The sequence below is a fragment of the Desulfobulbaceae bacterium genome (assembly GCA_015231515.1).
Classification (GTDB): domain Bacteria; phylum Desulfobacterota; class Desulfobulbia; order Desulfobulbales; family VMSU01; genus JADGBM01.
On sequence record JADGBM010000115.1, the window covers coordinates 1 to 9,234 of the forward strand.

At 43.3% G+C, this 9,234-nt stretch carries 6 protein-coding genes; all 6 read right to left on the minus strand.

Annotation, left to right across the window (positions count from 1 at the left end):
* Nucleotides 1-401, minus strand: a 401-nt coding sequence (locus HQK80_13700) for a hypothetical protein (protein ID MBF0223256.1), incomplete at its 3' end; no start/stop codon positions are given.
* A gap of 311 nt (nt 402-712) precedes the next feature.
* The gene (locus tag HQK80_13705) at nt 713-3,448 is read right to left on the minus strand and encodes a DEAD/DEAH box helicase family protein (protein MBF0223257.1); all 2,736 of its coding nucleotides are present in this window, start codon (nt 3,446-3,448) and stop codon (nt 713-715) included.
* Nucleotides 3,445-4,521 (minus strand): virulence RhuM family protein, encoded by a 1,077-nt coding sequence (locus tag HQK80_13710; protein ID MBF0223258.1) that lies wholly within the window; start codon nt 4,519-4,521, stop codon nt 3,445-3,447. The genes HQK80_13705 and HQK80_13710 overlap by 4 nt, the downstream gene beginning before the upstream one ends.
* 7 nt (nt 4,522-4,528) lie before the next feature.
* The gene (locus HQK80_13715) at nt 4,529-7,540 is read right to left on the minus strand and encodes a DUF1156 domain-containing protein (protein ID MBF0223259.1); all 3,012 of its coding nucleotides are present in this window, start codon (nt 7,538-7,540) and stop codon (nt 4,529-4,531) included.
* Complete coding sequence (locus HQK80_13720; GenBank protein MBF0223260.1) at nt 7,537-8,553, minus strand: DUF1016 family protein; 1,017 nt, start codon at nt 8,551-8,553, stop codon at nt 7,537-7,539. The genes HQK80_13715 and HQK80_13720 overlap by 4 nt, the downstream gene beginning before the upstream one ends.
* Nucleotides 8,550-8,951 carry a DUF3780 domain-containing protein gene (locus HQK80_13725; GenBank protein ID MBF0223261.1) on the minus strand — a complete coding sequence of 134 codons (402 nt, stop codon included), beginning with the start codon at nt 8,949-8,951 and terminating at the stop codon, nt 8,550-8,552. Before HQK80_13725 ends, HQK80_13720 begins: the two co-directional genes overlap by 4 nt.
* Nucleotides 8,952-9,234: the final 283 nt, after the last annotated feature.

Below are 9,234 nucleotides of genomic sequence, written 5' to 3' on the forward strand. Positions count from 1 at the left end.
TCAGGGATTAACTTTGCAATAACTTTATACCCCTTGCTAATTATTAATGTAGGCAGTAAGGGGACAATCCATCCTGATTCTGGGCATTTTACTTCTAAGCAATAAAGGTACGTTTTTCCTTTCCACCAACGACTAAAAAGAGATTCCCAGTCTGGGTACTTGACTTTGTCAAACCCATCAATAATTCTGGCTATTTCTCTGGCTAAAGCCTCTCTTTGTAGAGTAGCTTCTCTTTCATCGGCAATATAGTAAACAGCTTGCTTTGCCGAGAGAACTTCTCTGATAAGACGAGATTTGCCACATCTTCGTCGTCCGTAAATAACGGCGAGGTGCCTGCCAGCTTGAATAATACTGGCAAGTCTTTTGCTTTCATTATCGCGATTTAAAAATGGTAGAATCAATATATAACTCCAAAAGATTTTTATAAGTATATGTTGTTAAAAATATATGCAACAGAAGATATATGTTTGCGAGGCATATATTTTTAATAATGCAAATAATCAGTGTTATGGTAACCCTTGGCTGGCAGTATCTTAATTCTTGCTACGCCATAAGGAGTTTTGTAATTTTTTTCTTCTTGCCCTTTGCTTGTAAACTTCAGAAGAGCTTACGATGGTCTTCTGGAAATCATATCGTTACAGTATACTGGTAGCCTTCATGTCCTTCTCTTTCAGTTTTTGGAATTTTTTTTTTCTGTACCGAAAAGGAGCATCTACCAACCCTTCCTCATTATTTCATCAATATCTCTGCGTGAAAGCACCTCAGAACATTTCTCCCATTTATTTGCATCAGGGCTTACTGTATCACGATACTTTACTGTAAAAGCATTTTCAGCATCCTCTCTTTCATGGATGTATTGGTCTATCCTTTCCTTTAGCAACTCTTCAGATTCAATCCATTCATCTTCAATGGTATCAGGGAGTGAACCAAAAATATCAAAGGTATCTTTTAACCTTGATGAGAGAGTACGGTAAATTTTCTGGTCCTGTGTTTCATGATAGACAAGGTTAAGCATGTCTACGCTCCGGCGTGATTGGCCGAAACGCTTAATTCTACCAAGACGCTGTTCAAGCCTGGATGGGTTCCAAGGGAGGTCTATGTTAATCAAAGTTCCTAAAGTTTGGAGATTCAAACCTTCACAGGCAGCATCCGTAGCTATTAGAAGTTTGATCTCTCGGTTCTTCACTGCCTTCTTAATTGATTCACGCTCGACATGGGCAAATTGATTGCCTTTGAAGAGCCCTGACTTTCCAGCACCGGCATAAACGGCAATGACCTGATCGGGGAATACTTCAGCAAGGCGTCTGGCAACCCAAGATGCTGTGTCATAGTACTGGCTAAAAACAATGCAGCCATGCTCTAGCCAAGTTTTGCCATCGGTCCTGAATTCTTTTAGAAAGAAGGTAATCGTATCCAGCTTTGGGTCTTTTGCTGTGGGTCTTGAAAGCTGTGTAATGATTTGTTCCAAGCATTCAATTTCTGCAGGCGTCATTTCGGCCAAGATATGGTCTGCTTGGTCAGTATCCTCTTCACTGTCTGGGTCTACACCCATGGCATGTTTTAACATTTGTTCGGCAGTCTTTCGTCCTGACTCAAAGCTTGAGCAAATACGCTGGAGCATGAGGCTTTTCATAAATCCTGCAGATTTTGTTCGTTGTCTTAGAAGGCTACAAAAGTCTTCTGCGGCTTGATAGGCTGCTTCAAAAGGTGGGTTTGTTAACAAGCCTAAGTCGACAAAGCGTGCGTTGTATAAATGGTTTTTAGGAGCTAAAGGGTGGACTTCAACAGCCACTCTTTCCAGTAAGCCCATATCTTCCAACTGAGTCCTTTTTCTCAGTACCACATGCCTGATGACGGGATTATTATCACGGAAGAATTTAGAACCAAGACATTCAGGAAGGTGCATCTCCCTAATCATATAGTAATCATCCAAGTCCTGGAAATTTAGACAGGAAAAAAAATCTTTCGATGGGATATTTAGATCAGCACGAATTTGGTCTGTAATTCCATGTTCTCCTTCTGGTGGTAATGCGTGTCGTAGGTACTCCCAGGCTTTGGAGAGTTCATGTACATCCGCTTTTCCAGTAACCAGAGGAACAGAAACTTCCCAGTTACGCCATGGTGAATCTGTATCACCCAATATGAATCCACAGCCAGAATTTAATGCTGTTAAAAGATCCCAAAGTTCACGAACTTTGGTTTGGATTGGTGTGGCAGTGCCAAGAATCATATGTTTGGTTTTTTTGCCAATCATTTCAATAAATGTCAGCAGATTATTTGGGGTGGCAGAATCTTTGCCGAGGCCACCTTTCACTCTGGCTTTATGTGCTTCATCAACGATGATGGTGCCATATTTTTTACGAGGATTCACAAGGTAGCCCGCTTCCTTAATAAAGAAGTCTCCATCCCTTTGGTGCATGACTAGCCCTGTTGAAACGATGGCTATTTGGTAGGGGCAACTCTTTATGCTTTCTGGATGCCCCTTGGGAGAAAGAGGGTGACCTTCTACTCCCAACCAAACTTTTTGCCCAGAAGACCATACGGCACTGGGAATACCCAATTTATCATTTAGCTCTACCTGCCACTGAATTGTCAGTGTCGAAGGAGTCAGAATCAGTATCGGGCCATCATCCAGCAAAGCAGAAACGAGTGCGCTGGTTGCCATGGATAGGGTCTTTCCAACACCGACCTCATCGGCAAGTAGGAGACGAGCCTTACCGTAGAGCTCTCTGTGTTTTAGAAAAAGGGTAACAAAAGATCTCTGCCATGGTTGTAACTGCTCCCCGCCACGATAGATTGGAGCTTCAGCCATTGCCGCGGCGGGAATATCCAGTGGTTTTAGTGCACTGATGCTTATTTCCCTTCTGTTGGCTACACGGGAAATCTCATCGATAATGGTTTTCGGTAGGGGAATACCATCTTCCCAGAGAGCCCAAAATTCACTTTCTACCCAGTCGGCACTTTCTGGTTCATCATCCTGCCATACGAGTTCATAATTGCTAGAAAAAGCACTTTTAGATTCATTAACCGAGCCGATAAATGAGACTCGTCGTCCATCGGGGTAATGAATACTACCAGCTTTGCCATGCAGAAAGAGCCTTTCTTTGGGAACTACGCGTATTTCCACATTGCCTGATTTCAGGAGTGCATCCAGTTTCTGGTATCTGTCCTTTTGCAATAAGGCTTGGGCTTCCACATCGTTTTCATTCCAGCGTTCTTTGAGTGCTGTCTCTCGTCCTGTGGCTACAGCAAAATCTGCATGATCCAGTTCTGAATTGCAGAGAATTTTTACTTCCGGGATTTTGGATATTTGTTCTCCCACCAGTTCAAAAATAGAACTACGGAAATAGCCGGCAATTCGAAGATACTTTGTTGCTCCATCCAGAGACTTGGCTAGAAATGCCTTGTCGAGTCGTTCGAGTCTGCTGGAGAAGCGTTTGAGGGTCATTGTTCCTCACTCTCATCATGGCCAGGAGGAATTTCATCCAATTGCTCTTTGCTTTCGATTTTCTGGATCATCCGGTCAAAATCACTCTCAAATAAACTATCCTGAATAATGCGGTATTTTTCAAACTCACTCTCTGCATGCTCTTTTGCCTTTTCGGCAGATACCTTACCACTGCCCGTTAAGATATCACGCTCAGTAAATTCTAAAAAACCATCAAGCCTCTTGGCCCAATCTTCCATTGTCATTGGAATTTTTCTTAAAGCCCTTTCCTCGGCTAATTCAAGGTAGGCGTTGACGATACGCCCCAAAGATTCTAGCTCATCTTTTTTTAGGTAATTCTTGGCAACACTCACATCCGTTTTGAGTATCTTTCCTTCAGGAGCCTTTTCCCAGCTTGTCAGCCCCATTTTTTCTTCTGAACTGTCAGCTCGACTGACTATCAATTCGGCAGCTGTATAACCATGAATAGCAAAGTGAAGCTTATTTTGCACTTTGGCAAAAAACACCTTGGTTGTGGGGGCATCGGGATTGTAATCCATGCTGGTAGCATAAATATCGGTAATTTTTTGATAAAACTTCCTTTCACTTAGGCGGATCTCTCGAATCTCAGCCAGCAAACGCTCAAAATAGTCCTCTCCCAAGAAGGACCCATTTTCCATACGCTTTTTGTCCAGCACATAACCTTTTACGGCAAACTCTTTGAGAACCCGAGTGGCCCACTGCCGAAACTGAGTTGCACGAATGGAATTAACCCGGTAGCCCACTGAGATAATGGCATCTAAATTATAAAAGTCGACCTCTCGGGATACCTCTCTTTTTCCCTCTTTTTGAACTATCCGGAATTTCCGGATAGTTGCATCAGAGGAGATTTCCTCCTGCTGATAGATGTTTTTTAGGTGCTCACTGATGGTTCGAACATCAATATCGAACAAAGAAGCCATCAGTTTTTGAGAAAGCCATATGCTTTCATCTTCGTAGCGTGCTTCGATACTCTGCTCCCCTGACTGCCCAGTGAAGATCAAAAACTCAGCAGTGCTATTTCGAATGAGTTTCTTTTTGCGTTTGTCAGCCATAGAGCATTTACAACCTTTGACTATGAACAGCTTCACTCAATACACGCGCGGCAGAAGCTTCCGCCTCATGGGCTTTTCCTTTGATAAGATCCCTTCGGGTTGAAATGTGTTTTGCCATGAGGACAATCAAAGGTCGAACCTGAAAGTAACTTGGGCCGACATTTTCCATCAGGTGAGAGAGGACTTCCTCAATGTCCTTATCTTTGGTGGTTTCCCAGATGGCGTAAATCAAAGCTCGGAGGGGAGTGCCGGCTAGCTCATTCTCTCCACTCATATATGAGCCCTTCAATTCATCAGCCATCTTAAGTCTGGCACTGTTGGCACGGGAGACTCCCATCAGGTCTTCGAACTTGCGTATTTTGAAGGCCTTGGCAAAGTTCTGGTAGTTGTCCAGTGTCTTTTCACCCTGGGCTTCCATATCCAGCATTTTCAGGTAGTAGCGTTCAACGGGAGAGAGCTTTTTCCAGTCATCGTTTTCAAAACCAGTGGGCACGAGGTATTCAACGGTATTTTGAATGGCAAAGTCGATCATTTCATCCACGAAGCTTTTAACACCTTTTTTGCGTGGGGCTTTGGATTCAATTTCCATGTCCTTGCCGTCTATGACAGAGTAGGTGGTTAGGGCTTTTAATGCTGCAGCATAACCAGCCATTTGTAGGTCGGCATCATTGTAGAGTCCTTCGTTGTTTTGTTCTCTTACGGTTTTATCGAGTCCTGTAAGGCTATCCATTTGGTTTTTGACTTCGTCTTTGATCTCCCAAGCTAGTTCATCACGGAAGGTGGACTTTTTTTCTATTCGTTTGCGGAGGACGAGGAGGATGGTGCCGGTGACATTGGCACCTTGCCTGAGGGCACTGTCGGTTTCGGTGACCACATACCATGCTGCGGTGACTTGGAGACCAGCAGCCCAGACGATGGTGGCGAGGTCTGCCCAGATGGAGCCGGACTTGTGGGTGAACATGAGGATTTGGATGCCGTTATCTGGCATGTGCTCGGCCATGGCTTTGTAGGCACGGATCATGCCTTGGCGGAAGTCTTCGTCTTCTCCTTTGATGGCTAAGGCTCGGCGGGAGTCCCAGGTCCAGTTGGCAAATTCGGGGGGTGGGTTTTTGCGGAGCCAGGCTATGAAGAATTCGGTGATTTCTTCGTATTTTACTGCGTCTCCGTAGGGGGGGTCGGTGATGTAGAGGTCGTTAGAGCAATCTATATCAGATGACATATGATTATATGTGCCAATTTCTCCACTAATATTCTGATATTTTGGGATTTGTGTTAACTGATCTAATATCCCATTTGATGCTCTGCAACCATAATTGTAAAGTGTATTTAGGGCCTGATTGTCGAATACATTGGCTGTATTCCCGCACCCCTTAGAAACACTATTATCCCATCTATTTAATCTTGATAGCCTATCTAAAATAAGTGGAATTTTTATCTTTGTGTATACATTATTAAAACTATTGACTATGGACAAAAGCAGTAATTGTCGTGGATTAAACAAATGATGCCAATGAGTCCAGCCACGCGTCCGAATAGGCTCATCAGTCTTATCTCCTGCTTCAATAACCATATCCGGAACCCAGCCTTTCTCTTGCCATTCTTCTAAGTGTTCCCTGACATACTCAATAACCTCCTGTTCCCGGACCTCATCTTCTTGATTTACTGAAGTGAATTTGTATTCAAAGCCTCTTCCCGACTCTTTATTTTTTACCCACTGGATACAATAAAGCCTCTCTTGAAAGATATCTTCGGGGTTGGGAGTAAAGTCTAATTTGCACCACTGTCTTAATTGATTACTATTTTGTCTCCCAATAGAATTATCTCCACGTATGGCACTGATTTTTATTCTATAATGTGATGACTCATCAGGAGAATGGACCAAATAACCATTCTGTACTGTGCCTATTTGAGAAGATTCTAATTCATTATTGCTTGATGCATATTCAATTTTTACCAGATATCGTTTTTGCTTTTGGTCAGGGATTAACTTTGCAATAACTTTATACCCCTTGCTAATTATTAATGTAGGCAGTAAGGGGACAATCCATCCTGATTCTGGGCATTTTACTTCTAAGCAATAAAGGTACGTTTTTCCTTTCCACCCATCAATTCCTTTCTCAACACCTAGATTATTTATAAAACCCTTGATTTTTGATAAATAATTCATTAAAAGTTTCGAGATTTTATCTCTTTCCGATTCATCTGCACCAACAATATTAAACGCCCCCCAAGTCAACATACAGGCAATGGGATTCAGGTCAGAAGCATATACATCACAGCCCAATCTTGCAGCTTCGAAAGGAATCTGGCCAGAACCACAAAAAGTATCACCGACCTTAGGTCGTCTTCCATAACGAGCGATACCCAGTTGCTCGATGAGTAGAGGGAAACTTGAAACCTCGATCCCAAGGTGTTCGTTCACTCTCTCCCAAATATGGTCATGTACGACCTCCATTATTTCTTCTGGTCGTTTAGCATTTGAGACATGCTCCCGATAAGCACGCTCAGGCAAAACTTCTGCAGCCATAGAAAGTTGCTGCCAATATGATATATCTTTTCTCCATTTTAATAAACAGTTTTTTGTTTTTTCCTTACCATTTTTGTCAGTGTATCTGTAAGGGTACTCACGAATATCAAAGGGAGTTTTATCTGGCAGGGCAACAGCTTCACTAGGTTCAAAATAATCCTTTGTGACTGCTCCAACATAACGCTCTGCCACATAACTTGCAGAAGTGAGCCCCAGTCTCACCGCCATACTTCGGCCATCGAAGGCCATGAGCATGTCAAATATCTCAAGGTCTTTTACAGGATCGTCCGTACAAGGCAAGAGGCTTCCCAGTACACAAGCCTTATTTAGAATAAGAGGTTTGCGTCCTTTCCAGTAACTGCCTAAAGCCGTCAAGGTTTTTCCAGCACCCGCCATTTGCTCCTTAAAACTCTCAACCGAAAGCTTCTGCACCGGAAACAGCTTTTCAATCAGTGCCGGTTTATCTTTCCAGCTAAATGGTTCCAAGCTCATTCTTCTATCCCTACTTCCAAAATATGCCTCTCCTCCAACGCCCTCCTCAACTCATCTTCACTGGGCAAAACCCGCAAATACTTCGAAGCAAACAACTGCTGGCTATCGTTCAATACCGAATATTTCACCACCGTCTCATCCTTATCCGAACAAAGGATCAAGCCCAAAGTCGGGTTATCGTCTTCTCCCCGCTTTAAATCGTCAAACATCCTCACATACATGTCCATCTGGCCGATATCCTGGTGGCTCAACGAACCCGTTTTCAAGTCGATCAAAACAAAGCATTTCAGCAAATAGTTATAAAAAACCAAATCCACATAGAAATGCTTGGTCTCAGAACTGATCCTGAATTGCTGGCCCACAAACGAAAACCCCTTGCCAAGCTCAAGCAAAAAGTTTTTTAGCTTGCCAAGAATGGCTGACTCCAATTCACTTTCCAGTTCACCACCAGTTTCTTGTAAACCAAGAAACTCAAGAACATAAGGGTCTTTGATAAAGTTTTCGGGCCGAGATTTTGATGGAGCCACTTCCAAACCTTCATTTTCTGATTTTGGTGCCTTGAGCAGTCGCTCATAGCTCATGCTTTTGATCTCCCTTTCAAGCTGTCGTGAAGACCAGTTTTGCTCAGAGGCGTCTTTGAGATAATACTTGCGTGCGGTGTCGCTTTTGACCCTCATGATCAATCTGAGATGGGTCCAACTCAATTGGCTACGCAGTGCGTAGCTTTTCTCCACATCAGGAAAGGCTTGATAAAACTGACGGAAATTCTTGAGGTTGGCCACGGAAAACCCCTTTCCGAACTCTTCTCCCAATTCACGAGACAGCGCTTCGATCAGCCCTTTACCATAGACAGCTCTTTCCTTGCCACCCTGTTCTTCTTCCACGATTCTTTTGCCCACATCCCAATAGGCCTGCACCATAATGCTATTGACGCTGACATAGCTCTGCTGTCTGGCTTTTCTGAGAATTAATCGGACATCCTCAAAAAATGTTTTATGTTTGATCTGGTTCATGTCTCTCCCAAATCCATAAAACTAAAAAGACTCACCTCCGGCTCAACATCCTTTTTTTTACGCTTAACTTTTGCTTTGGGAGCCAGTCGTATACCTTCACCATCAGACAATGCAAAATACAAAGCCTTCTTCCAGCCCCGTTGCCCGTCCTTTTCCTTGCCTGCCTCAGCAACAGTCTTAGAGAATAACCTCCAAAGCTCCTCCGGTCTAAGAGATGTCCACTTCTGGGAGATCATAGCACATTCCCTTGAAGAAGCGTGTTCCGCTGCCCAAGCCAAGACGGTTTTTCCAGCACCAGCCATCTGTTCCTTAAAACTCTCCACCGACAGTTTCTGCACCGGAAACAGTTTCTCAATCAGCGCCGGTTTATCTTTCCAGCTATACGGTTTCAAATTCATTTTAGACTCTTTGTTTTCAAATTATGCCTCTTTAAAAACTCCCGCCCTTTTTCAGTTAAACGGTATTTTTGTAAACGGCTGTTGGGTTTGCTGGGAATAGTGTATTCAATAAAACCGTTTTCTAAAGTTGGATGCAAATAATTATCGCGAAAATTAGCTCGGTGACTCAGACTAAGCAGATTTCGCAATTCACCCGAAGATCTTTCTGTTTGCTCTAGCGAAAGTAAAAGCTGAATCTGCAATTGGGTCGGTATGTTGACTTGGGGGGTGACTGGTCTTTTTG

Excerpts from the sequence above, each read along its gene's own strand:
- HQK80_13720 (MBF0223260.1), bottom strand. The coding sequence starts at position 8,553 with ATGAACCAGATCAAACATAAAACATTTTTTGAGGATGTCCGATTAATT.
- HQK80_13715 (MBF0223259.1), bottom strand. The coding sequence starts at position 7,540 with ATGAGCTTGGAACCATTTAGCTGGAAAGATAAACCGGCACTGATTGAA.
- HQK80_13705 (MBF0223257.1), bottom strand. The coding sequence starts at position 3,448 with ATGACCCTCAAACGCTTCTCCAGCAGACTCGAACGACTCGACAAGGCA.
- HQK80_13710 (MBF0223258.1), bottom strand. The coding sequence starts at position 4,521 with ATGGCTGACAAACGCAAAAAGAAACTCATTCGAAATAGCACTGCTGAG.
- HQK80_13725 (MBF0223261.1), bottom strand. The coding sequence starts at position 8,951 with ATGAATTTGAAACCGTATAGCTGGAAAGATAAACCGGCGCTGATTGAG.